The 23,400-nt window shown below is 51.9% G+C and carries 20 protein-coding genes and 1 pseudogene; 19 read left to right on the top strand and 2 right to left on the bottom strand.

Annotated features, from left to right (window positions below; genetic code table 11):
* Nucleotides 1-21: 21 nt before the first annotated feature.
* From BEB42_RS08495 to BEB42_RS26480, 14 genes and pseudogenes are all read left to right on the top strand, one after another.
* Nucleotides 22-885, top strand: a complete 864-nt coding sequence (locus BEB42_RS08495) for a DUF2877 domain-containing protein (protein ID WP_001353422.1) — start codon at nt 22-24, stop codon at nt 883-885.
* Nucleotides 875-2,422, top strand: coding sequence for an acyl-CoA synthetase FdrA (fdrA, locus tag BEB42_RS08490; RefSeq protein ID WP_000111785.1), 1,548 nt, complete (start codon nt 875-877; stop codon nt 2,420-2,422). The genes BEB42_RS08495 and fdrA overlap by 11 nt, the downstream gene beginning before the upstream one ends.
* The gene (locus tag BEB42_RS08485) at nt 2,422-3,840 is read left to right on the top strand and encodes a DUF1116 domain-containing protein (protein ID WP_074500896.1); all 1,419 of its coding nucleotides are present in this window, start codon (nt 2,422-2,424) and stop codon (nt 3,838-3,840) included. The genes fdrA and BEB42_RS08485 overlap by 1 nt, the downstream gene beginning before the upstream one ends.
* Before the next feature lie 95 nt (nt 3,841-3,935).
* Nucleotides 3,936-4,886 carry a carbamate kinase family protein gene (locus BEB42_RS08480; protein WP_000661624.1) on the top strand — a complete coding sequence of 317 codons (951 nt, stop codon included), beginning with the start codon at nt 3,936-3,938 and terminating at the stop codon, nt 4,884-4,886.
* A gap of 9 nt (nt 4,887-4,895) precedes the next feature.
* Nucleotides 4,896-6,278: an amidohydrolase family protein gene (locus BEB42_RS08475; protein ID WP_000740015.1), complete on the top strand. Its 1,383-nt coding sequence runs from the start codon at nt 4,896-4,898 to the stop codon at nt 6,276-6,278.
* Between the two features lie 297 nt (nt 6,279-6,575).
* Entirely contained in the window at nt 6,576-6,986 is a 411-nt protein-coding gene (locus BEB42_RS08470; RefSeq protein ID WP_000152767.1) for an ASCH domain-containing protein, read from the top strand.
* Nucleotides 6,987-7,239: 253 nt separating this feature from the next.
* Nucleotides 7,240-8,223 (top strand): autoinducer 2 ABC transporter substrate-binding protein, encoded by a 984-nt coding sequence (locus tag BEB42_RS08465; RefSeq protein ID WP_001042116.1) that lies wholly within the window; start codon nt 7,240-7,242, stop codon nt 8,221-8,223.
* Nucleotides 8,224-8,271: 48 nt separating this feature from the next.
* Nucleotides 8,272-9,756: a sugar ABC transporter ATP-binding protein gene (locus BEB42_RS08460; RefSeq protein WP_000447340.1), complete on the top strand. Its 1,485-nt coding sequence runs from the start codon at nt 8,272-8,274 to the stop codon at nt 9,754-9,756.
* Nucleotides 9,749-10,720, top strand: coding sequence for an ABC transporter permease (locus tag BEB42_RS08455; RefSeq protein WP_000229899.1), 972 nt, complete (start codon nt 9,749-9,751; stop codon nt 10,718-10,720). The genes BEB42_RS08460 and BEB42_RS08455 overlap by 8 nt, the downstream gene beginning before the upstream one ends.
* The gene (locus BEB42_RS08450; RefSeq protein WP_000750346.1) at nt 10,717-11,673 is read left to right on the top strand and encodes an ABC transporter permease; all 957 of its coding nucleotides are present in this window, start codon (nt 10,717-10,719) and stop codon (nt 11,671-11,673) included. Before BEB42_RS08455 ends, BEB42_RS08450 begins: the two co-directional genes overlap by 4 nt.
* 86 nt (nt 11,674-11,759) lie before the next feature.
* The gene (gene yahK, locus BEB42_RS08445; RefSeq protein WP_000692727.1) at nt 11,760-12,809 is read left to right on the top strand and encodes an NADPH-dependent aldehyde reductase YahK; all 1,050 of its coding nucleotides are present in this window, start codon (nt 11,760-11,762) and stop codon (nt 12,807-12,809) included.
* Between the two features lie 242 nt (nt 12,810-13,051).
* Nucleotides 13,052-13,867, top strand: coding sequence for a hypothetical protein (locus BEB42_RS08440; RefSeq protein ID WP_001353421.1), 816 nt, complete (start codon nt 13,052-13,054; stop codon nt 13,865-13,867).
* A 220-nt stretch (nt 13,868-14,087) separates the two neighbouring features.
* Complete coding sequence (locus BEB42_RS27200) at nt 14,088-14,270, top strand: hypothetical protein (RefSeq protein ID WP_439218385.1); 183 nt, start codon at nt 14,088-14,090, stop codon at nt 14,268-14,270.
* Nucleotides 14,240-14,480, top strand: a pseudogene (locus BEB42_RS26480) (hypothetical protein). Before BEB42_RS27200 ends, BEB42_RS26480 begins: the two are co-directional and overlap by 31 nt.
* Before the next feature lie 16 nt (nt 14,481-14,496).
* Here the strand turns inward: BEB42_RS26480 and BEB42_RS08435 are convergent.
* Nucleotides 14,497-15,129, bottom strand: a complete 633-nt coding sequence (locus BEB42_RS08435) for a LysE family transporter (RefSeq protein WP_000371335.1) — start codon at nt 15,127-15,129, stop codon at nt 14,497-14,499.
* 184 nt (nt 15,130-15,313) lie between these two features.
* Between BEB42_RS08435 and yahO the strand changes: the two genes are divergently transcribed.
* Nucleotides 15,314-15,589: a DUF1471 family periplasmic protein YahO gene (gene yahO / locus BEB42_RS08430; protein ID WP_000691948.1), complete on the top strand. Its 276-nt coding sequence runs from the start codon at nt 15,314-15,316 to the stop codon at nt 15,587-15,589.
* A gap of 97 nt (nt 15,590-15,686) precedes the next feature.
* On the opposite strand, the gene prpR is transcribed toward yahO, so the two are convergent.
* Nucleotides 15,687-17,273: a propionate catabolism operon regulatory protein PrpR gene (gene prpR / locus BEB42_RS08425; protein ID WP_000941016.1), complete on the bottom strand. Its 1,587-nt coding sequence runs from the start codon at nt 17,271-17,273 to the stop codon at nt 15,687-15,689.
* 238 nt (nt 17,274-17,511) lie between these two features.
* Here prpR and prpB point away from each other — a divergent pair, with 238 nt between their 5' ends.
* The 4 genes from prpB to prpE all read left to right on the top strand — a co-directional run bounded on the left by prpB (nt 17,512) and on the right by prpE (nt 23,236).
* A complete protein-coding gene (prpB, locus tag BEB42_RS08420; RefSeq protein WP_000052177.1) occupies nt 17,512-18,402 on the top strand; it encodes a methylisocitrate lyase in 891 nt (296 codons plus the stop codon).
* 253 nt (nt 18,403-18,655) lie between these two features.
* Entirely contained in the window at nt 18,656-19,825 is a 1,170-nt protein-coding gene (gene prpC / locus BEB42_RS08415) for a bifunctional 2-methylcitrate synthase/citrate synthase (RefSeq protein WP_001285904.1), read from the top strand.
* A gap of 33 nt (nt 19,826-19,858) precedes the next feature.
* A complete protein-coding gene (gene prpD / locus BEB42_RS08410; protein WP_001275879.1) occupies nt 19,859-21,310 on the top strand; it encodes a 2-methylcitrate dehydratase in 1,452 nt (483 codons plus the stop codon).
* 39 nt (nt 21,311-21,349) lie between these two features.
* Nucleotides 21,350-23,236 (top strand): propionate--CoA ligase, encoded by a 1,887-nt coding sequence (gene prpE / locus BEB42_RS08405; protein WP_000010305.1) that lies wholly within the window; start codon nt 21,350-21,352, stop codon nt 23,234-23,236.
* The last annotated feature ends 164 nt before the right edge of the window (nt 23,237-23,400 follow it).

The raw sequence follows: 23,400 nt of genomic DNA, 5'->3' as shown, positions 1-23,400 counted from the left end.
AACACACCAGAAAGACGGTGTGTGTGGGCGCTAACTGCGGATGCTGATTTTCTGGCGCAGCGGGGGCAAGGACAGGTTGAACAGGTCTTTGCCAGAGCGGTAAATATCGCACTTCCGGCCCGCCAGCAGTTGCTGACGCTGCTTTGTGAAGAGTACGACAATGCGCCAAACAGTTGTCGGTTGGCACTCACTCACTTTAATGGTCTGTTCCATCATGGTGATAAAGTTCAGTTTGACGATCAAGGCATTACGGTTGGTCAACATCTTCATATAGAGATGAGTCATTGCCAGCGTTGGCTGTCCCCAACCTTGCAAATGACCGCTGAAAAATTTCACCTTATCGCCTGGCAACAGTGGCACGACATTATTCATCAGCACCTGGGGGAAAATGAAACCCTGTTTAATTATTGCGGCGATAATCCGTTTTATCAGGCGTTAAATAAAGAATTACGTATTAAACGACGGGCAGTTATTCAGGCAGTAAGCGATAAACAAAATATCGCTTTGGCGGTTGCTAATATGATGGGGTTAGGGATTGGCCTTACGCCATCAGCCGATGATTATCTGACCGGGCTGGTACTTATTTTATTTATTTCCGGGCATCCGGCGGAAAAATACAAAGAGAAATTTTATCTCGGTCTGCAACGCGGCAGAAATAATACCACGTTACTAAGTGCCATAACGCTGGAAGCCGCATTACAGCAACGTTGTCGGGAAAATATTCACCATTTTATTCACGACATTATTTATGGCATCCCTGGGAATTCAACCCAGGCAATAGAAAAAATTAAACATATTGGCTCCAGTTCCGGCTGCGACATGCTGTATGGCATGGCCGATGCTTGTGCGCTGAGCCAAACCTACGGAGGGAATTATGTCAGTTAAAATAGTCATTAAACCGAATACCTATTTTGATTCTGTCTCGCTGATGTCTATCTCCACACGTGCAAATAAACTCGACGGTGTCGAGCAGGCATTTGTGGCGATGGCGACCGAAATGAACAAAGGCGTTCTGAAGAATTTAGGGCTGCTGACGCCGGAGCTGGAACAGGCGAAAAACGGCGACCTGATGATTGTCATCAACGGCAAAGCGGGCGCAGACAACGAGCAGTTGCTGGTGGAGATTGAAGAACTGTTCAACAGCAAAGCGCAAAGTGGCTCGCACGAGGCGCGTTACGCCACGATTGCCAGCGCCAAAAAGCATATCCCGGAAAGTAACCTGGCCGTGATTTCGGTCAACGGTCTGTTTGCCGCTCGCGAAGCACGTCAGGCGCTGCAAAACGATCTTAACGTGATGCTGTTTTCCGATAACGTCTCGGTTGAAGATGAACTGGCGCTCAAACAGTTGGCCCACGAAAAAGGGCTGCTGATGATGGGGCCAGACTGCGGCACGGCGATTATCAACGGCGCGGCGCTCTGCTTTGGTAACGCCGTGCGTCGCGGCAACATCGGTATTGTTGGCGCATCCGGCACCGGCAGCCAGGAGCTGAGCGTCCGCATTCATGAATTTGGCGGCGGCGTTTCGCAACTGATCGGTACCGGCGGGCGCGACCTGAGCGAGAAAATCGGCGGCCTGATGATGCTCGACGCTATCGGGATGCTGGAAAACGATCCGCAAACTGAAATCATTGTACTTATCTCCAAACCGCCCGCGCCTGCGGTGGCCCGCAAAGTGCTGGAACGCGCACGCGCCTGCCGCAAGCCGGTGGTGGTCTGCTTCCTCGGCCGTGGCGAAACACCGGTGGACGAGCACGGGCTACAGTTTGCCCGCGGCACCAAAGAGGCGGCGTTGAAAGCGGTGATGCTCTGTGGCGTGAAACAAGAACATCTCGACCTGCATACCCTGAACCAGCCGTTGATTGCGGATGTGCGTGCGCGTCTGCAACCGCGGCAGAAATACATTCGTGGCCTGTTCTGCGGCGGCACACTGTGCGACGAAACCATGTTCGCGGTGATGGAAAAACACGGCGATGTCTACAGCAACATCCAGCCCGATCCTGAATTCCGCCTGCAAGATATCAACCGCAGCATCAAACACACCTTCCTCGACTTTGGCGATGACGACTTCACCAACGGCAAGCCGCATCCAATGATTGACCCCACCAACCGCATCAGTCGCTTGATCGAAGAAGCGCGTGATCCAGAAGTGGCGGTGATCGTGATGGATTTTGTGCTCGGATTTGGATCGCATGAAGATCCGGTCGGTTCCACCATCAAGGCGATCAAAGAAGCGAAAGCGATCGCCGCTGCCGAAGGACGCGAGTTGATCATTCTCGCCTATGTACTGGGCACCGATCTCGATACGCCATCATTAGAACAACAAAGCCAGATGCTGCTTGATGCCGGAGTGATTCTGGCGAGCAGTAGCACCAATACCGGATTGCTGGCGCGTGAATTTATCTGCAAAGGGGAGGAAGCCTGATGAGCCAGTCACTGTTTAGCCAACCGTTGAACGTTATTAACGTCGGCATCGCCATGTTTAGCGATGACCTGAAAAAGCAGTATGTAGAAGTGACCCAACTCGACTGGACGCCGCCGGGGCAGGGCAATATGCAGGTGGTGCAGGCGCTGGACAACATTGCCGATTCACCGCTGGCAGACAAAATCGCCGCCGCTAACCAGCAGGCGCTGGAACGCATTATCCAGTCGCATCCGGTACTGATTGGCTTTGATCAGGCGATTAACGTGGTGCCAGGCATGACGGCGAAAACCATTCTTCACGCCGGGCCGCCAGTGACCTGGGAAAAAATGTGCGGCGCGATGAAAGGCGCGGTCACCGGGGCCCTGGTGTTCGAAGGGCTGGCGAAAGATCTCGACGAGGCGGCCGAACTGGCGGCTTCCGGGGAGATCACTTTCTCGCCGTGCCACGAGCATGACTGCGTGGGTTCGATGGCGGGTGTTACCTCTGCCTCGATGTTTATGCACATCGTGAAAAACAAAACCTACGGCAACATCGCTTACACCAATATGAGCGAGCAGATGGCGAAGATTTTGCGTATGGGTGCCAACGATCAGAGCGTGATTGACCGCCTCAACTGGATGCGCGATGTGCAGGGGCCAATGCTGCGTGACGCGATGAAAATTATCGGCGAGATCGATCTGCGCTTGATGCTGGCGCAGGCGCTGCATATGGGCGATGAATGCCATAACCGCAATAACGCCGGGACGACGCTGCTGATTCAGGCGCTGACGCCGGGGATTATTCAGGCGGGTTATTCCGTCGAGCAACAGCGCGAAGTGTTTGAGTTTGTCGCCAGCAGCGACTACTTCTCCGGCCCGACGTGGATGGCGATGTGTAAAGCGGCGATGGATGCGGCGCACGGCATCGAATACAGCACCGTGGTGACCACGATGGCGCGTAACGGCGTCGAGTTCGGCCTGCGGGTCAGCGGCCTGCCGGGGCAATGGTTTACCGGCCCGGCGCAGCAGGTGATCGGCCCGATGTTTGCAGGTTATAAGCCGGAAGATTCTGGGTTGGATATTGGCGACAGCGCCATCACCGAAACCTACGGCATTGGTGGATTTGCTATGGCGACCGCACCCGCTATCGTCGCGCTGGTGGGCGGTACGGTGGAAGAGGCTATCGATTTCTCCCGCCAGATGCGTGAAATCACCCTCGGCGAAAACCCGAACGTCACCATTCCGCTGCTCGGATTTATGGGCGTGCCGTCGGCAATCGACATCACCCGCGTGGGTAGCAGTGGCATTCTGCCAGTGATCAACACCGCCATTGCCCATAAAGATGCGGGCGTCGGCATGATTGGCGCGGGCATTGTGCATCCACCATTCGCCTGCTTCGAAAAAGCCATTCTTGGCTGGTGCGAACGTTACGGCGTCTGACCTGCAAAGTGCACTTTACGATCCCTTCTCCCTTCTGGGGAGAGGGGCAACCTCACTTTCATAACCTCATCACCCTCTGTAGCGGACATAACAATATGAAAGAGCTTGTGGTCGTTGCCATTGGTGGCAACAGCATTATCAAAGATAACGCCAGCCAGTCGATTGAGCATCAGGCGGAGGCGGTGAAGGCCGTCGCCGATACGGTGCTGGAAATGCTGGCTTCCGATTACGACATTGTGCTGACCCACGGCAACGGGCCGCAGGTTGGGCTGGATCTACGCCGTGCGGAGATTGCCCACGAGCGCGAAGGGCTGCCCTTAACGCCGCTGGCGAACTGTGTGGCAGATACGCAAGGCGGCATTGGCTACTTGATCCAACAGGCGCTGAACAATCGGCTGGCGCGCCACGGCGAGAAAAAAGCCGTCACTGTGGTGACTCAGGTGGAAGTGGATAAAAACGATCCGGGGTTTGCCCATCCCACCAAGCCCATCGGCGCATTCTTTAGTGACAGCCAGCGTGACGAATTACAAAAGACTAACCCTGACTGGCGTTTTGTTGAAGATGCCGGACGCGGCTATCGCCGCGTGGTCGCCTCGCCGGAACCGAAACGTATTGTCGAAGCACCTGCCATTAAGGCGCTGATCCAACAAGACTTTGTGGTAATTGGCGCGGGCGGCGGTGGAATTCCGGTGGTGTGCAGTGAAGCGGGGGATTACCAAAGCGTGGACGCGGTTATCGACAAAGATCTCTCTACCGCGCTATTGGCCCGTGAAATTCACGCCGACATTCTGGTGATCACCACTGGCGTGGAAAAAGTCTGTATTCATTTTGGCAAACCGCAGCAGCAGGCGCTGGATCGGGTGGATATTGCCACCATGACCCGCTATATGCAGGAAGGGCATTTCCCGCCAGGCAGCATGTTGCCAAAAATCATCGCCAGCCTGACGTTCCTGGAACAGGGCGGTAAAGAAGTGATTATCACCACGCCGGAATGCCTGCCCGCGGCGCTGCGTGGCGAAACGGGCACCCATATTATTAAAACGTAAGGACGTAAGATGAAAAAAAACAATAGCCGCCGTGAATTTCTGAGCCAGAGCGGTAAGATGGTCACCGCCGCCGCGCTGTTTGGTACCTCTGTGCCATTCGCCCATGCGGAGGTCTCTGGCACAACCCACTGCGACGCGAATAACACCATGAAAATCACTGACCCGCATTACTATCTTGATAACGTGCTGCTGGAAACCGGTTTTGACTACGAAAACGGTGTGGCGGTGCAGACCCGCACGGCGCGCCAGACCGTGGAGATTCAGGACGGTAAAATTGTTGCGCTACATGAGAACAAGCAGCATCCGGACGCCACGCTGCCGCAATATGACGCTGGCGGTAAGCTGATGCTGCCCACTACTCGCGACATGCATATTCATCTCGACAAAACCTTTTACGGCGGACCGTGGCGCTCGCTCAATCGCCCGGCAGGCACCACCATCCAGGACATGATCAAACTCGAGCAAAAAATGCTGCCGGAACTGCAACCCTACACGCAGGAGCGGGCAGAAAAACTGATCGATTTATTGCAGTCGAAAGGCACCACCATTGCCCGCAGCCACTGCAATATCGAACCGGTTTCCGGCCTGAAAAATCTGCAAAATTTGCAGGCGGTGCTGGCGCGACGTCAGGCGGGCTTCGAGTGTGAAATTGTCGCCTTCCCGCAGCACGGTTTGCTGCTGTCGAAATCGGAACCCTTGATGCGTGAAGCAATGCAGGCAGGCGCGCATTACGTTGGCGGGCTGGACCCGACCAGTGTTGATGGCGCGATGGAAAAATCCCTCGACACCATGTTCCAGATTGCGCTGGACTACGACAAAGGCGTCGATATTCACCTGCACGAAACCACTCCGGCGGGCGTGGCGGCCATCAATTATATGGTTGAAACAGTGGAGAAAACGCCGCAGCTAAAAGGCAAGCTGACCATCAGCCACGCCTTTGCGCTGGCTACCCTCAACGAGCAACAGGTAGATGAACTGGCGAACCGGATGGCGGCGCAGCAAATTTCTATTGCCTCGACGGTACCGATTGGCACGCTGCATATGCCGCTTAGACAACTGCACGACAAAGGCGTAAAAGTAATGACTGGCACTGACAGCGTTATTGACCACTGGTCGCCTTACGGCCTGGGCGACATGCTGGAAAAAGCCAATCTGTACGCGCAGCTCTATATTCGCCCTAACGAACAGAACCTTTCCCGCTCGCTGTTTTTAGCCACTGGTGATGTATTGCCGCTCAACGAAAAAGGCGAGCGCGTCTGGCCTAAAGCGCAGGATGACGCCAGCTTTGTGCTGGTGGACGCCTCCTGTTCCGCCGAGGCGGTGGCGCGTATCTCGCCGAGAACCGCAACGTTCCATAAAGGGCAACTGGTGTGGGGGAGTGTGGCAGGTTGATACGAATTTGAAACGCCTGCAACGGTGAATAGTAAGAGATTTAAGCCCCAGGGAGTGGGGCGGGAATGGTTTGTTAATGAATGATCCTGAACTTTATAATCTCCCGGCATAATTTCCAGGGGATTATTTGAGAGAAATACACAAAAGTGAGTTTTAACAAAGGTATTTATCAAGCCATAAATGTGACCTGCTTCGGATAAAAAAGATTAAACATAGAAAAACCAATGATCCTCTTGCTGATAGTTATCGACAGTAATTAAGATGTGATTTTTTTTCCGTAATCGCGAAAATATTCTCATGACCATAAAAGAAAAAATCTCACAAAAATATCCCCATGCTTCCTTTTGTAGTTTTGGCGATTCAGCAGCGTTGGCCGATTACCTCGCAACGTTGATTGCAACTGGTGTTAAAACTGCTTCCTGTGGTTCGCTGGCAGGATGTATTGAAGACAACGCATTTCCGATGATTGGTGAGTATAAGATTGTAGAAAATAGCCGTGGTGAGCCTGTATGTGTTATCAGAGTGATTGGCCTGCATTTACTGCGATTTTCTGATGTCACCGCGGAGCTTGCCCGTAAGGAAGGTGAAGGTGATCTTAGTCTTGAATATTGGCGCAATGAACACCGTCGTTTTTTCCAGGCAGAGGGAAGCTATTCACCCGAAATGGACGTTATTTTTGAAGAATATGCCCTCATTGAAGTTGTGTAGATAACTCTCTATCCGCATGAAATAAACTCACAAACATAAAATATCGTTAATTGTGTTTGTTTTACTATTTTTTACGTGATGATTGTCACACTTATTGTTACTGCCCGTTTTGTCCATATTTATAACCAAATTTTTAATAGCTGCCTGAAATAGGGCTGTTTATTCTGCATAAAAATATTCGAAAATTCTTATTCTCTCCAGCGCGCTAATTTGGGCGAACACTTCCTGACTACCCTGCAATGAGGCTGAAATGATGAATAAACGTTTTGTTATCAATATGGTGTCTTCGCTGTTATTAGGCGCTGCGCTAATTTCCTCGCCGCTCCAGGCAGCGGAAAAAGTCGTGGTGAATATCTCTAAAGTCGATGGTATGCCGTGGTTTAATCGCATGGGCGAAGGTGTGGTCGAGGCGGGTAAAGCCTTTGGTGTTAATGCGTCACAGGTGGGACCTTCAAGTACTGATGCTCCGCAACAGGTTAAAATCATTGAGGATTTAATCGCCCGTAAGGTTAATGCAATTACAATTGTGCCAAACGATGCCAACGTGCTGGAACCGGTATTCAAAAAAGCGCGAGATGCCGGAATTGTGGTTCTGACCAACGAATCCCCCGGTCAGCCAAGTGCTAACTGGGATATCGAAATCATTGATAACGAAAAATTTGCCGCTGAATATGTTGAACATATGGCGAAACGCATGGGTGGCAAGGGCGGCTATGTGATTTACGTGGGTAGTTTGACCGTGCCACAGCATAACTTGTGGGCTGACTTGCTGGTGAAATACCAGAAAGAGCATTACCCGGATATGCATGAAGTTACTCGCCGTATGCCGGTTGCCGAGAGTGTGGATGACTCACGTCGTACCACACTGGACCTCATGAAAACCTATCCTGACTTGAAAGCGGTTGTCTCCTTTGGTTCAAACGGTCCGATTGGCGCGGGACGTGCGGTGAAAGAGAAACGGGCGAAAAATAAAGTCGCAGTCTATGGCATGATGATCCCTTCACAGGCGGCATCACTGATTAAAAGTGGTGATATCACCGAAGGGATTACTTACGATCCGGCCTCTGCAGGTTACGCACTCGCGGCCGTCGCCAGCACGTTGCTGAAGGGTGAAGAGATCAAACCTGGATTAGAAATGGAGAATCTCGGTAAGGCCGACGTAGATATGGATAAGCGAATTATCCGTTTCCATAAGGTATTACTGGTCAACAAAGACAATATTGACTCACTTTATTAATCCATTTCTTCGGGGCGAAAGCCCCGATTCTTATTGCCAGGGGATGCTATGGAAACCTTCCTTTCCCTTCGTCATATCAACAAAACGTTTCATGCCACGCGAGCGCTGCGCGATGTTTCTCTCGACTTTATGTCGGGTGAGGTGCACTGCCTTGCCGGGCAAAACGGCTGTGGTAAATCGACGTTGATTAAAATTATGTCCGGTGTTTATCGCCCGGATGAGGGGGCGGAAATTACGCTTGGTGGGAAAAACTGGTCAAAGCTGACACCCGCCGCTTCGGTGGCGCAGGGGATTCAGGTGATTTATCAGGACCTCTCTTTATTTCCTAACCTGAGTGTCTGGGAGAATATCGCCGTGAATCACTATCACCACGGTCTGTTTGTTAACCGACGTCGTCTGCGTGAGGTGGCGCAGGCGGCAATGACCAGTATTAACGTCACATTGCCACTGGATACGCTCGTTTCTGAGCTTTCAATTGCCCGCTGTCAGCTGGTGGCAATTTGCCGTGCACTGGCGCAGGACGCACGGTTGATCGTGATGGATGAACCAACCGCTTCGCTGACCCATCAGGAAGTGCAAGGGTTATTACAGGTGGTGCATCAATTGCGGGAACGCGGGATTTGCGTGGTCTTCGTCAGTCATCGTCTGGAAGAGGTGATGGAAGTTTCCGACCGTATTTCAGTGTTGAAAGATGGTGAGCTGGTCGGGACCTTTCCGGCTGCAGAGATGACCACAAAACAACTCGGTTTCCTGATGACCGGCCAGGAGTTTGAATATCAGGTGCGAGAGTTGTGGCAGGGAAAATCCAGCACCCCAGTGCTGGAGGTGCGTAATTTAAGTCGTCATGGGGAATATCAAAATATTAACTTGCGGGTGGAAGCGGGCGAAGTGGTGTCGATTGTTGGCCTGCTTGGTGCGGGGCGCACGGAATTATGTCTGAGTCTGTTTGGTATGACCCGACCGGATGCTGGTGAGATCCTCATCAACGGTCAGCCGGTTACACTGCATAGTAACCAGGACGCCATCCGCCACGGTATTGGTTATGTTTCGGAAGATCGCATGTCGCGCGGTTTGGTGATGGCGCAATCTATTGAAGACAACATCATTAGCACTGTTTTTCACAAGGTAAAAGATCGCTTCGGCTTTCTGAGTGAAGCTAAAGTGCGTGACCTGGTGGACAGGCTAATTAAGGCATTGACCATCAAAGTCTCTGACCCACATCTCCCGGTGAATACGCTTTCCGGGGGTAACGCGCAGCGAGTATCGATCGCCAAATGGCTGGCGATTGGGCCACGACTGTTGATTCTCGATAGCCCGACTGTCGGTGTTGATATCGCCAACAAAGCAGGAATATACGGCATTATCAGCGATCTGGCGGCTCATGGCATTGCGGTATTGATGATCTGCGATGAAATTGAAGAAGCGTGGTATCAAAGCCACCGGATTTTGGTAATGCAAAAAGGTCAGATCACCCATAGCTTCCTGCCTGACAGCAGTTCTCAGGCCAGGATTGCGGAGGTGGTAAATGGTTGAACTGAAAAAACGTCATGAATTCTGGCTGGCATTACTGATTGTGGGGCTGTTTGTTGGCCTTGCCTGGCGCAGCGACGAGTTTCTGACATTCGGTAATTTGTACGATCTCGCCAATAACTATGCCATGTTGACTATTCTCGCCTGTGGTTTGTTTGTGGTGTTAATTTCCGGTGGAATTGATATTTCGTTTCCGGCAATGACCATCATTGCGCAATACGGCATGGTGCTGTTGCTACAAAAAATGGGTGGCAACTTTGCTGTCGCGTTTGCCCTGGCGGGCGGCATCGGCATTTTACTTGGCTTAATAAACGCCTTACTGGTTAATCGCCTACGGGTGCCTTCTATCATCATCACCATTTCGACGCTGAATATTTTCTATGGCCTGCTGTTATGGTTGAGTAAAGGTGTGTGGCTGTACGACTTTCCGCCGTGGTTTGAGCAGGGGGTAATGTTGTTCAAGTACACCGATGTTGACGGCTATGACTATGGCCTTGGTCTGCCGCTGATCGCCATGATTACGGTGGTGCTGCTGACAGCGTTTATCATGAATTTCACCAGTGTAGGGCGCAAAATTTATGCCCTTGGCGGTAACCGTGAATCAGCCAGTCGCATCGGCTTTAGCGTGCTGAAACTGCAACTTTTCGTTTACGGCTATATGGGATTGATGTCTGGTGCTGCGGGTGTAGTGCAGTCGTGGACGGTGATGACTGTCGCCCCCGATTCTCTTCTGGGTTATGAGCTGACAGTACTGGCTGCGGTGGTGCTTGGCGGCACTAGTTTGCTCGGCGGGCGCGGCACGTTAACCGGTACTTTGCTCGGCGTGGTGTTGTTGGCAGTGATGCAAAACGGGCTAAATTTATTGGGAGTCTCGTCTTACTGGCAAACATTGATCACAGGCATCATCATCGTTGCCAGCATTAGCGCCACGGCGTGGAGTCAGCATCAGAACCGGAGTCTGCTATGAAAAAATCGTGGCGTAATAACGTTGAGTTTTACTTGATCGGCCTGCTGGTGCTAACTGTTGCCGCCTTCAGCATTACTATGCCGGAGATTTTCTGGTCGATAAGTAATTTCCAGTCCGTCGCTTCGCAAATGCCCGTGCTGGGCATTCTGGCGTTGGCTATGGCGGTGACCATGCTTTGCGGTGGCATTAACTTGTCAATTATTGCCACTGCTAACGCCTGTTCACTGGTGATGGCGTGGGTGGCGACTCAGTATCCACCGGGTATTGCTACGGTTGTCGCTACGCTGCTGGCGGGCGCTGGCGCGGCGGTGATAATCGGTTTATGTAACGGCGTATTGATTGCTGGTATTCGAGTGTCGCCAATTCTTGCAACGCTTGGGATGATGACGTTGCTCAAGGGGGTAAATATTCTGGTGACAGGCGGTAGCGCCATTGCCAATTATCCCTCATGGGTGCTGTGGTTGAATCATGCACAGTGGTTCGGTATTCCGCTACCGATGTGGTTGTTTACCGCAGTGGCGCTGGGGCTGTGGATATTGCTGGAGAAAACGCCGCTCGGTAAATCCATTTATCTGATTGGTTCTAACGAACGAGCAACACTTTACTCCGGTATTAACACGCGTCGGGTGCTGATATGGGTGTATGTCATTTCCGCCTTGCTTTGTGCGGTAGCGGCATTTTTGATGATGTCGAAACTCAACTCGGCTAAGGCCTCTTATGGCGAATCGTACTTGCTGGTGTCAATCCTCGCGGCAGTACTCGGCGGGGTTAATCCGGACGGCGGCAGCGGGCGGATAATTGGTATGGTGCTGGCGCTGTTTCTTCTGCAAATTATTGAAAGCGGCTTCAATATTCTCGGGATAAGCCCCTACCTGACGATGGCCTTATGGGGAACGTTGCTGCTCTGTTTCATTCAGGCTCGCGGCATGTTGGGGCTGGATCGGGTGGTTTAAATATTGGCTATATTCAATGGACGCGTTTTGCCGCGATGACATATCAGGCATCGCCAAATACACATAGCTAATCAGGAGTAAACACAATGAAGATCAAAGCTGTTGGTGCATATTCCGCTAAACAACCGCTGGAACCGATGGATATTACCCGGCGTGAACCGGGACCGCATGATGTCAAAATCGAAATCGCTTACTGTGGCGTCTGCCATTCCGATATCCACCAGGTGCGTTCCGAGTGGGCGGGGACGGTTTACCCCTGCGTGCCGGGTCATGAAATTGTGGGGCGCGTGGTAGCCGTTGGTGATCAGGTAAAAAAACATGCACCGGGCGATTTGGTCGGTGTCGGCTGCATTGTCGACAGCTGTAAACATTGCGAAGAGTGTGAAGATGGGCTGGAAAACTACTGTGATCACATGACCGGCACCTATAACTCGCCGACGCCGGATGAACCGGGCCATACGCTGGGCGGCTACTCACAACAGATCGTCGTTCATGAGCGATATGTTCTGCGTATTCGTCACCCGCAAGAGCAGCTGGCGGCGGTGGCGCCTTTGTTGTGTGCAGGGATCACCACATACTCGCCGCTACGTCACTGGCAGGCCGGGCCGGGTAAAAAAGTGGGAGTGGTCGGCATTGGCGGTCTGGGGCATATGGGGATAAAGCTGGCCCACGCGATGGGGGCGCATGTAGTGGCGTTTACCACGTCTGAGTCAAAACGCGAAGCGGCAAAAGCCCTGGGGGCCGATGAAGTTGTTAACTCACGCAATGCCGATGAGATGGCGACTCATCTGAAGAGTTTCGATTTCATTTTGAATACCGTAGCTGCGCCACATAATCTCGACGATTTTACCACCTTGCTGAAGCGCGATGGCACCATGACGCTGGTTGGTGCGCCTGCGACACCGCATAAATCGCCGGAAGTTTTCAACCTGATCATGAAACGCCGCGCGATAGCCGGCTCTATGATTGGCGGCATTCCAGAAACACAGGAGATGCTCGATTTTTGCGCCGAACATGGCATCGTGGCTGATATAGAGATGATTCGGGCCGATCAAATTAATGAAGCCTATGAGCGAATGCTACGTGGTGATGTGAAATATCGTTTTGTTATCGATAATCGCACACTAACAGACTGAAAAAATTAATAAATGCTCTATGATTTAACATATTAATTTCGCCCTCCACTTAACTTTTTAGTTAAGAAGGGCGAAATACTATCAAAGTAGCAGTAAAATCTATAACGTAAATTCAAATTGTTAAATTAATTCCCTCCAGTACACAATGCTGCATATATTAGTTATGAGCGATTTCTGATAGTGCCTGGTTTAATCAGGGCTTTATTATCTGCGACGTTTATTTTTATTTAAGAGAGATCGCAATGATACCATTAAAAGCGCCGCACAATAATTTGTTGCTATATACGAAACAAAGCGTACACAATACGTTTAAAAACAATCAGTTACCTGAAGATATCAGAAGTACACTGGTTTCTTGTGTCGATATATTCAAGGTTTTGATTAAACAATACTATGATTATCCTTATGATTGTCGTGATGATTTAGTCGATGATGATAAACTCATTTATCTCATGGCTGCCGTACGAGATTGCGAGTGGGCAGCCGACAATGCGCTTACCATAAATGTGCAATTTAATGATTTCCCTGGAGTTTATGACTGGGTGGATTACCCTGATTACCCGATTAAGTTTGTTTTTCGGATACTTGAAAATCAAAAAGGGACCGTTTGGGTATATGATCAGGATGACGTGTTTCTTGATATTAAAGAGAATATCCATGCCGGACGCTTCACCGGACTTAAGAAATTAGTGCAGTTTATCGATTCAGTACGAACAGATTGCAAATGCATTCTTCTTGAGCACCATATGCCTTTGTTGAGACTTTTCCGTGAAGGGAAAGAATGTGAGCATGTAGAAAAATGGCTTCGCGAAATGTCGCGCATTCCGGATGCAGACGCACCTATTAAGCAGGCGCTTGCGTATGAATTATTATTGCACTTAAAAAATATTTACCCTGTTTTTCCTGAATCGCTAGTGATGTTATTGCTCTCCGTTCTGAATGTGAAAACATACAGAGATGATGCACGATTAAATCAATGGGTATCTAATAGAGTGCAGGAATTAGGTGACAAATATTATCCTGTAAATAAGCACGTTAAAATACGCTACACTCTTTAGTTTAGAAACTTTTCCATCTCCAATTTGTTATTCCATCAGAGAGTGAATCGCAAAGCGGGTAATCATTTCATCTGCTTATCTCCACGTCAAATGGCATTTACCCTCCTTTTTCGCCGATATTTTGTTGTGATCGGCGTCATGTTGCTTAAAAAGTGAACTTGTGCGAGTGTTTTATGAATGTGTTGGTTGACATTCATATGAAAAAAATCATAATTCCATCATGTTTGTGTGGGGTCTTTTCTGTATCTTACGCATCGCACTCAAGCCTGACAGACAATATGCTGTAAGGCTCATATCACAAACCGCCATTAGCTCATCAGGAAGAGCAGACGACAACCAGGATTGTTGTATGGTACGGGGTTCGAGGCCTCGATGGCGGTCCAATTTTTCAAAACTCTTCTGAATCAGATCCTCTTATTATCATCCTTGCAGAGTGGATGGAGCATTGCCAGCTACTCACTGAAGCAGACAAATGAAAAAAGCCCACACAGGGGAGAGTGGGCTGAAATGGGAAGCTAAAGACTCAAGTAAACTTATCGGAAATAAGGACCACGCATTACGGGGGGTATCATCGCCGATGAGCGGGATTCGGCAAATCAGGTTGATTACGTAGAGAGTAAATTATCTGCTCACCGCTGCGTTACTCCTTCGTAAATCAGGCGTAGCGCGAATACACCAATAATTGCACCAATAACCCGACTGGCAACGCGTTGCATACGCCCATAAGCACGACGCACAGCGGGCAAAGAAAACGCCTGACTAAGAAAGACTCGCCAGATAATTGATGCGAACACAATTCCCGCCCAAGCCATTAAACGTGCCCAAGTTGGTGTTTCAGCATTTAACGTTACTGAGAAAATACTGATAAAAAATAAAACGGTCTGTGGATTAGAGAGATCGGTAATTAATCCACGGCGAAAAAAGACATACCAGGGGGCGCTAATCGGTTGTTGTAGTGTGCTTATTTGCGGTGTCGACTGGCGGCGCATGCTGCACCACGCAAACCATAAGAGATAAGCGCCGCCGACGATTCTAATAAGCGAAAAAATCTCCTCACACTGCGTAATGAGTGTCGCAAGACCATACAAACCCAACCCGGAATAAAACGCATCGCCCAGTGCCACGCCCAACCCGGTCAGCACTCCTGCGCGTCGACCGGAAGCCAGGCTGGTTTGCACCACCACAAAAAGATTGGCTCCCGGATTAAAAAAAGTCATCACGAACAGTCCTACGGTCAGGTAAACGGCGTGCAAGGGATCCATGTGATTTCATCCATAAATAAGTGAAGTAACTTCATCATATTTCTACAAAAAGTAATCGGATGCGAGAGAGATCACAAAGTGTCTTATTTCCGGTTACTGGCGTTTATGCCCTGACTGAACTAATTATTAATCAGCCCAATAATATGGGTGGGTGATAGTTTGATAACAACTCTGGAGCCGTAATATGAAAATAATCTCTAAAATGTTAATCGGTGCGTTAGCGTTTGCCGTTACCAACGTTTATGCCGCAGAATTAATGACCAAAGCAGAATTTGAAAAAGTTGCATCGCAATATGAAAAAATAGGTGATATTTCAACCAGTAATGAAATGTCGACTGCAGATGCGAAAGAAGATCTGATCAAAAAAGCGGATGAAAAAGGGGCAGATGTGTTGGTGCTGACCTCTGGTCAAACTGACAATAAGATCCACGGCACGGCAAATATTTATAAGAAGAAATAATTCTGCACCCCATGTAAACATGCCCGATGCGTAAGTTTATCGGTGATCATCTATTGAAATTTATGCCGGATAAGGCGTTCGCGCTGGATTCGGCATTTCAGTTTTTCAGCCGCCGCCAGAATGTCGTTCGGCTGATACCTAAATAATTCGCCGCGGCTGTTTTATCGCCATTAAATTTCTCCAGTGCCTGTTGTGGCGTCAGTAAACGTGGAGCGGGAGTTTCCTCCGACTCGCGCGCCAGTTCCGGCAGTAGCAACTGCAAAAATTGCGGCGTTAAATCCGGCGTTGGTTCCACACTTAAAAATAGCGCCAGTCGTTCCATCATATTGCGCAGTTCACGAATATTTCCCGGCCAGTCGTAGCGCAACAGCACAGTTTCACTTGCCTGTAATCCCTGACGTAACGCGGAAGAAAACGGCGCAGTAAGTGCCGCCAGTGACACTTTCAAAAAGCTTTCCGCCAGCGGCAGAATATCCGCCACCCGCTCGCGTAGCGGCGGCAATTGCAGACGCAAAATACTCAGTCGATAAAACAGATCACGGCGAAAACGCCCTTGCTGCATATCCTCTTCGAGATTGCAGTGAGTGGCGCTAATAACCCGCACATCCACCGGAACAGGCTGATGCCCGCCGACGCGGGTGACCTCTTTTTCTTCCAGCACCCGCAGCAGCCGGGTCTGCAACGGCAGCGGCATTTCGCCTATCTCGTCAAGAAACAGCGTACCGCCGTGGGCAATTTCGAACAGCCCGGCGCGGCCTCCGCGTCGCGAGCCGGTAAACGCTCCTTCCTCATAGCCAAACAGCTCCGCTTCCAGCAGAGATTCAGCAATCGCCCCGCAGTTGACGGCAACAAAAGGATGCGACTTTTTGCCCTGTCGCGCATCGTGGCGGGCAAAATATTCCCGATGAATCGCCTGGGCCGCCAGCTCTTTGCCCGTCCCCGTTTCCCCTTCAATCAACACCGCCGCACTGGAGCGGGCATACAGCAAAATAGTCTGCCGTACTTGTTCCATCTGTGGTGATTGACCGAGCATATCGCCCAGCACGTAACGAGTACGCAGGGCGTTGCGGGTGGCATCGTGAGTATTATGGCGTAACGACATGCGCGTCATATCCAGCGCATCGCTAAATGCCTGGCGCACGGTGGCGGCAGAATAGATAAAAATTCCGGTCATTCCGGCTTCTTCTGCCAGATCGGTAATCAGCCCCGCGCCGACCACCGCTTCGGTGCCGTTGGCTTTTAGCTCGTTAATCTGCCCACGTGCGTCTTCTTCGGTAATGTAGCTACGTTGGTCGAGGCGCAAATTAAAGGTTTTTTGAAACGCTACCAGTGCCGGAATGGTTTCCTGATAGGTGACAACGCCGATAGAAGAGGTGAGTTTTCCGGCTTTTGCCAGTGCCTGTAACACATCGTAGCCACTCGGTTTTATCAGAATCACCGGTACCGACAGGCGGCTTTTCAGGTACGCGCCGTTAGAGCCAGCGGCAATGATGGCGTCGCAGCGTTCGCTGGCCAGTTTTTTGCGGATGTAGGCCACCGCTTTTTCAAAGCCAAGCTGGATAGGGGTAATGTTTGCCAGGTGATCAAACTCGAGACTGATATCGCGAAACAGCTCGAACAGCCGCGTTACAGATACCGTCCAGATAACCGGTTTGTCGTCATTCAGCCGTGGTGGATGTGCCATAGCGCACCGCAAAGTTAAGAAACCGAATATTGGGTTTAGTCTTGTTTCATAATTGTTGCAATGAAACGCAGTGAAACATTGCCTGAAACGTTAACTGAAACGCATATTTGCAGATTACTTCATGACTTTTTCTCTAACAAATTGAAATAAAACATTTAATTTCATCCATGTAATTGTGGCACACCCCTTGCTTTGAGTTTATCAACGTAAATAACAAGTTGATAACAAAGGATGGGCTATGTCTCTACACTCTCCGGGTAAAGCGTTTCGCGCTGCACTGTCTAAAGAAAATCCATTGCAGATTGTCGGCACCATCAACGCTAATCATGCGCTGTTGGCGCAGCGTGCCGGATATCAGGCGATTTATCTCTCCGGCGGTGGTGTGGCGGCAGGTTCGCTGGGGTTGCCGGATCTCGGTATTTCTACTCTTGATGATGTGCTGACTGATATTCGTCGTATCACTGACGTCTGCTCGCTGCCGCTGCTGGTGGATGCGGATATCGGTTTTGGCTCTTCGGCTTTTAACGTTGCCCGCACTGTGAAATCGATGATTAAAGCCGGTGCGGCGGGCTTACATATTGAAGATCAGGTTGGAGCAAAACGCTGCGGTCATCGCCCGAACAAAGCGATCGTCTCGAAAGAAGAGATGGTGGATCGGATCCGCGCGGCGGTGGATGCGAAAACCGATCCTGATTTTGTGATCATGGCGCGCACCGATGCGCTGGCGGTTGAAGGGCTGGATGCGGCGCTCGAGCGTGCGCAGGCCTATGTTGAAGCGGGTGCCGAAATGTTGTTCCCGGAAGCAATTACCGAACTCGCTATGTACCGCCAGTTTGCCGATGCGGTGCAGGTGCCAATCCTTGCCAACATTACCGAGTTTGGCGCAACACCGCTGTTTACCACCGACGAATTACGCAGCGCCCATGTCGCAATGGCGCTGTATCCCCTTTCTGCTTTCCGCGCCATGAACCGCGCCGCTGAACATGTCTACAACGTCCTGCGCCAGGAAGGCACGCAGAAAAGCGTCATCGACACCATGCAGACCCGCAACGAGCTGTATGAAAGCATTAACTACTACCAGTACGAAGAAAAGCTCGACGACCTGTTTGCCCGTAACCAGGCGAAATAAAAAACGCCCTTTGGTTGTATTCGACAACCGATGCCTGATGCGCCGCTGACGCGGCTTATCAGGCCTACGGGATGAACTGAACTGTAGGTCGGATAAGACGCATGACGTCGCATCCGACAACCGATGCCTGATGCGTCGCTGACGCGGCTTATCAGGCCTACGGGATGAACTGAACTGTAGGTCGGATAAGACGCATAGCGTCGCATCCGACAACAATCTCGACCCTACAAATGATAACAATGACGAGGACAACATGAGCGACACAACGATCCTGCAAAACAGTACCCATGTCATTAAACCAAAAAAATCTGTGGCACTTTCTGGCGTTCCGGCGGGCAATACGGCGCTCTGCACCGTGGGTAAAAGTGGCAATGATTTGCATTACCGCGGCTACGACATTCTTGATCTGGCGGAACATTGCGAATTTGAAGAAGTGGCGCATCTGCTGATCCACGGCAAACTGCCGACCCGTGACGAACTCGCCGCCTACAAAACGAAACTGAAAGCCCTGCGCGGTTTACCGGCTAACGTGCGTACCGTGCTGGAAGCCTTACCAGCGGCGTCGCATCCGATGGATGTCATGCGCACCGGCGTTTCCGCGCTCGGCTGCACGCTGCCAGAAAAAGAGGGGCATACCGTCTCCGGCGCGCGTGATATTGCCGACAAACTGCTGGCATCACTTAGCTCGATTCTTCTCTACTGGTATCACTACAGCCACAACGGCGAACGCATTCAGCCGGAAACCGATGACGACTCCATCGGCGGTCACTTCCTGCATCTGCTGCATGGCGAAAAGCCGTCGCAAAGCTGGGAAAAGGCGATGCATATTTCGCTGGTGCTGTACGCCGAACACGAGTTTAACGCCTCCACCTTTACCAGCCGGGTGATTGCGGGCACCGGCTCTGACATGTATTCAGCGATTATCGGCGCGATTGGCGCACTGCGCGGGCCGAAACACGGCGGGGCGAATGAAGTGTCGCTGGAGATCCAGCAACGCTACGAAACGCCGGACGAAGCCGAAGCCGATATCCGCAAGCGCGTGGAAAACAAAGAAGTGGTGATTGGTTTTGGACATCCGGTTTATACCATCGCTGACCCGCGTCATCAGGTGATCAAACGCGTGGCGAAGCAGCTCTCGCAGGAAGGCGGCTCGCTGAAGATGTACAACATCGCCGATCGTCTGGAAGCGGTGATGTGGGAGAGCAAAAAGATGTTCCCCAATCTCGACTGGTTCTCCGCTGTTTCCTACAACATGATGGGCGTTCCCACCGAGATGTTCACGCCACTGTTTGTTATCGCCCGCGTCACCGGCTGGGCAGCGCACATTATCGAACAACGTCAGGACAACAAAATTATCCGTCCTTCCGCCAATTACGTTGGACCGGAAGACCGCCAGTTTGTCGCGCTGGATAAGCGCCAGTAAACCTCTACGAATAACAAGAAGGAAACGTACCCAATGTCAGCTCAAATTAACAACATCCGTCCGGAATTTGATCGTGAAATCGTTGATATCGTCGATTACGTGATGAACTACGAAATTAGCTCCAAAGTAGCCTACGACACCGCCCATTACTGCCTGCTTGACACTCTCGGCTGCGGTCTGGAAGCTCTCGAATACCCGGCCTGTAAAAAACTGCTGGGGCCAATTGTCCCCGGCACCGTCGTACCTAACGGCGTACGCGTCCCTGGAACCCAGTTCCAGCTCGACCCCGTTCAGGCGGCATTTAACATTGGCGCGATGATCCGCTGGCTCGATTTCAACGATACCTGGCTGGCGGCGGAGTGGGGCCATCCTTCCGACAACCTCGGCGGCATTCTGGCAACGGCGGACTGGCTTTCGCGCAACGCGGTCGCCAGCGGCAAAACGCCGTTGACCATGAAACAGGTGCTGACCGGAATGATTAAAGCCCATGAAATTCAGGGCTGCATCGCGCTGGAAAACTCCTTTAATCGCGTCGGTCTCGACCACGTTCTGTTAGTGAAAGTGGCTTCCACCGCCGTGGTCGCCGAAATGCTTGGCCTGACCCGTGATGAAATCCTCAACGCCGTTTCGCTGGCATGGGTAGACGGACAGTCGCTGCGCACCTACCGCCATGCGCCGAACACCGGCACGCGTAAATCCTGGGCGGCGGGCGATGCTACATCCCGCGCGGTACGTCTGGCGCTGATGGCGAAAACGGGCGAAATGGGTTACCCGTCAGCCCTGACCGCGCCGGTGTGGGGTTTCTACGACGTCTCCTTTAAAGGTGAATCGTTCCGCTTCCAGCGCCCGTACGGTTCCTACGTCATGGAAAATGTGCTGTTCAAAATCTCCTTCCCGGCGGAGTTCCACTCCCAGACGGCAGTTGAAGCGGCGATGACGCTCTATGAACAGATGCAGGCAGCAGGCAAAACGGCGGCAGATATCGAAAAAGTGACCATTCGCACCCACGAAGCCTGTATTCGCATCATCGACAAAAAAGGGCCGCTCAATAACCCGGCTGACCGCGACCACTGCATTCAGTACATGGTGGCGATCCCGCTGTTATTCGGGCGCTTAACGGCGGCAGATTACGAAGACAACGTTGCGCAAGATAAACGCATCGACGCCCTGCGCGAGAAGATCAATTGCTTTGAAGATCCGGCATTTACCGCTGACTACCACGACCCGGAAAAACGCGCCATCGCCAATGCCATTACCCTTGAGTTTACCGACGGTACGCGATTTGAAGAAGTGGTGGTGGAGTACCCAATTGGTCATGCTCGTCGCCGCCATGACGGTATTCCGAAACTGGTCGATAAATTCAAAATCAACCTCGCGCGCCAGTTCCCGACTCGACAGCAGCAGCGCATTCTGGACGTTTCTCTCGACAGAGCTCGCCTGGAACAGATGCCGGTCAATGAGTATCTCGACCTGTACGTCATTTAAGTAAACGGCGGTAAGGCGTAAGTTCAACAGGAGAGCATTATGTCTTTTAGCGAATTTTATCAGCGTTCGATTAACGAACCGGAGCAATTCTGGGCCGAGCAGGCCCGGCGTATTGACTGGCAGACGCCCTTTACGCAAACGCTCGATCACAGCAATCCGCCGTTTGCCCGTTGGTTTTGTGAAGGCCGAACCAATTTGTGTCATAACGCCATCGACCGCTGGCTGGAGAAACAGCCAGAGGCGCTGGCATTAATTGCCGTCTCTTCGGAAACAGAAGAAGAGCGCACCTTTACCTTTCGCCAGTTGCATGACGAAGTGAACGCGGTGGCGTCAATGCTGCGCTCACTGGGCGTACGGCGTGGCGATCGGGTGCTGGTGTATATGCCGATGATTGCCGAAGCGCATATTACCCTGCTGGCCTGCGCGCGCATTGGCGCTATTCACTCGGTAGTGTTTGGTGGATTTGCCTCGCACAGCGTGGCTGCGCGGATTGATGACGCTAAACCGGTGCTGATTGTCTCGGCAGATGCCGGAGCGCGCGGTGGCAAAATCATTCCTTATAAAAAATTGCTCGACGATGCGATAAGTCAGGCGCAGCATCAGCCGCGCCACGTTTTGCTGGTGGATCGCGGGCTGGCGAAAATGGCGCGCGTCAGCGGGCGGGATGTCGATTTCGCGTCGTTGCGCCATCAACACATCGGCGCGCGGGTGCCGGTGGCGTGGCTGGAATCCAACGAAACCTCCTGCATTCTCTACACCTCCGGCACGACCGGCAAACCAAAAGGCGTACAGCGTGACGTCGGCGGTTATGCGGTGGCGCTGGCGACCTCAATGGACACCATTTTTGGCGGCAAAGCGGGCGGTGTGTTCTTCTGTGCGTCGGATATCGGCTGGGTAGTGGGGCATTCGTATATCGTCTACGCGCCGCTGCTGGCGGGGATGGCGACTATCGTTTACGAAGGATTGCCGACTTATCCTGACTGCGGTGTGTGGTGGAAAATCGTCGAGAAATATCAGGTTAGCCGGATGTTCTCAGCGCCGACCGCCATTCGCGTGCTGAAAAAATTCCCTACCGCTGAAATTCGCAAACACGATCTCTCGTCGCTGGAAGTGCTCTATCTGGCGGGAGAACCGCTGGACGAGCCGACCGCCAGTTGGGTGAGCAATACGCTGGATGTGCCGGTCATCGACAACTACTGGCAGACCGAATCCGGCTGGCCGATTATGGCAATTGCTCGCGGTCTGGACGACAGGCCGACGCGTCTGGGAAGCCCCGGCGTGCCGATGTATGGCTATAACGTGCAGTTGCTCAATGAAGTCACCGGCGAACCGTGCGGCGTCAATGAGAAAGGGATGCTGGTGGTGGAAGGGCCGTTGCCGCCGGGCTGTATTCAGACCATCTGGGGCGACGACGACCGCTTTGTGAAGACGTACTGGTCGCTGTTTTCCCGTCCGGTGTATGCCACCTTTGACTGGGGCATCCGTGACGCTGACGGTTATCACTTTATTCTCGGGCGCACTGACGATGTGATTAATGTTGCCGGGCATCGGCTTGGCACACGCGAGATTGAAGAGAGTATCTCCAGTCATCCGGGCGTTGCTGAAGTGGCGGTGGTTGGGGTGAAAGATGCGCTGAAAGGGCAGGTGGCGGTGGCGTTTGTCATTCCGAAAGAGAGCGACAGTCTGGAAGATCGCGAGGTGGCGCACTCGCAAGAGAAGGCGATTATGGCGCTGGTGGACAGCCAGATTGGCAACTTTGGCCGCCCGGCGCACGTCTGGTTTGTCTCGCAATTGCCAAAAACGCGATCCGGAAAAATGCTGCGCCGCACGATCCAGGCGATTTGTGAAGGACGCGATCCGGGAGATCTGACGACCATTGATGATCCTGCGTCGTTGGATCAGATCCGCCAGGCGATGGAAGAGTAAGGTATTGTCGGATGTGTCGTGTGGCGCGTCCGACACCGTGCGCAGATGCCTGATGCGACGCTGACGCGTCTTATCATCCCTACAGGCCTGAACCGCAGGTCGGATAAGGCGCACGCGGCGCATCCGACAGCTATGCGTAGATGCCTGATGCAACGCAGGCGCGT

This window comes from Escherichia sp. MOD1-EC5990 (assembly GCF_002965285.1).
GTDB classification, from domain to species: Bacteria; Pseudomonadota; Gammaproteobacteria; order Enterobacterales; family Enterobacteriaceae; genus Escherichia; species Escherichia coli_F.
This window is presented reverse-complemented; position numbering and strand designations above follow the sequence as displayed.

Coding starts and splice junctions, on each gene's coding strand:
- BEB42_RS08440 (WP_001353421.1), top strand. CDS start 13,052: ATGATACCATTAAAAGCGCCGCACAATAATTTGTTGCTATATACGAAA.
- prpC (WP_001285904.1), top strand. CDS start 18,656: ATGAGCGACACAACGATCCTGCAAAACAGTACCCATGTCATTAAACCA.
- BEB42_RS27200 (WP_439218385.1), top strand. CDS start 14,088: ATGTTTGTGTGGGGTCTTTTCTGTATCTTACGCATCGCACTCAAGCCT.
- yahK (WP_000692727.1), top strand. CDS start 11,760: ATGAAGATCAAAGCTGTTGGTGCATATTCCGCTAAACAACCGCTGGAA.
- BEB42_RS08435 (WP_000371335.1), bottom strand. CDS start 15,129: ATGGATCCCTTGCACGCCGTTTACCTGACCGTAGGACTGTTCGTGATG.
- prpB (WP_000052177.1), top strand. CDS start 17,512: ATGTCTCTACACTCTCCGGGTAAAGCGTTTCGCGCTGCACTGTCTAAA.
- BEB42_RS08455 (WP_000229899.1), top strand. CDS start 9,749: ATGGTTGAACTGAAAAAACGTCATGAATTCTGGCTGGCATTACTGATT.
- BEB42_RS08465 (WP_001042116.1), top strand. CDS start 7,240: ATGAATAAACGTTTTGTTATCAATATGGTGTCTTCGCTGTTATTAGGC.
- BEB42_RS08460 (WP_000447340.1), top strand. CDS start 8,272: ATGGAAACCTTCCTTTCCCTTCGTCATATCAACAAAACGTTTCATGCC.
- prpE (WP_000010305.1), top strand. CDS start 21,350: ATGTCTTTTAGCGAATTTTATCAGCGTTCGATTAACGAACCGGAGCAA.
- BEB42_RS08450 (WP_000750346.1), top strand. CDS start 10,717: ATGAAAAAATCGTGGCGTAATAACGTTGAGTTTTACTTGATCGGCCTG.
- BEB42_RS08485 (WP_074500896.1), top strand. CDS start 2,422: ATGAGCCAGTCACTGTTTAGCCAACCGTTGAACGTTATTAACGTCGGC.
- BEB42_RS08480 (WP_000661624.1), top strand. CDS start 3,936: ATGAAAGAGCTTGTGGTCGTTGCCATTGGTGGCAACAGCATTATCAAA.
- yahO (WP_000691948.1), top strand. CDS start 15,314: ATGAAAATAATCTCTAAAATGTTAATCGGTGCGTTAGCGTTTGCCGTT.
- BEB42_RS08475 (WP_000740015.1), top strand. CDS start 4,896: ATGAAAAAAAACAATAGCCGCCGTGAATTTCTGAGCCAGAGCGGTAAG.
- fdrA (WP_000111785.1), top strand. CDS start 875: ATGTCAGTTAAAATAGTCATTAAACCGAATACCTATTTTGATTCTGTC.
- prpR (WP_000941016.1), bottom strand. CDS start 17,273: ATGGCACATCCACCACGGCTGAATGACGACAAACCGGTTATCTGGACG.
- prpD (WP_001275879.1), top strand. CDS start 19,859: ATGTCAGCTCAAATTAACAACATCCGTCCGGAATTTGATCGTGAAATC.
- BEB42_RS08470 (WP_000152767.1), top strand. CDS start 6,576: ATGACCATAAAAGAAAAAATCTCACAAAAATATCCCCATGCTTCCTTT.